The 517-nt window shown below is 71.8% G+C and carries 1 pseudogene; it reads left to right on the top strand.

From position 1 onward, the window contains the following. A pseudogene (locus QR78_RS31095) lies at positions 1–517 on the top strand (molecular chaperone HtpG); the annotation flags it as partial.

Below are 517 nucleotides of genomic sequence, written 5' to 3'. Positions count from 1 at the left end.
CACGACCGAGGGCTGGGTGTCGCTGGCCGACTACGTGTCGCGGATGAAGCCGAACCAGGAGGCGATCTACATCCTGGTCGGCGACGACGTCGATGCGCTCAAGCGCTCGGCCCAGATCGAGGGCTTCTCCGCCCGCGGGATCGAGGTGCTGCTGCTCTCCGACCATGTCGACGCGTTCTGGCCCGAGCGCTACGACAGCCACGACGGCAAGCCGATCCGCAGCATCACGCAGGGCAGCGACGACCTCTCGGCCTTCGAGCCCGAGGTCGCGGAGGGCGACGCTCCGGCCGACCTCGCCGACCTGCTGCCGAAGCTGAAGGAGGCGCTCAAGGACGACGTCTCCGACGTGAAGGCGAGCCAGCGCCTGGTCGACAGCGCGGTGCTGCTCTCGGCCCCGGCCTTCGGGCCCGACCTGCAGATGCAGCGCCTGCTGCGCCGGGCCGGCCGCGGGGCCGGTGGCGGCATGGGAGCGGGAATGGGGGGCCAGCCGGTGCTGGAGCTCAACCCGCGCCACCCG

Source organism: Methylobacterium indicum (genome assembly GCF_001043895.1).
Classification (GTDB): Bacteria; Pseudomonadota; Alphaproteobacteria; order Rhizobiales; family Beijerinckiaceae; genus Methylobacterium; species Methylobacterium indicum.
This window is presented reverse-complemented; position numbering and strand designations above follow the sequence as displayed.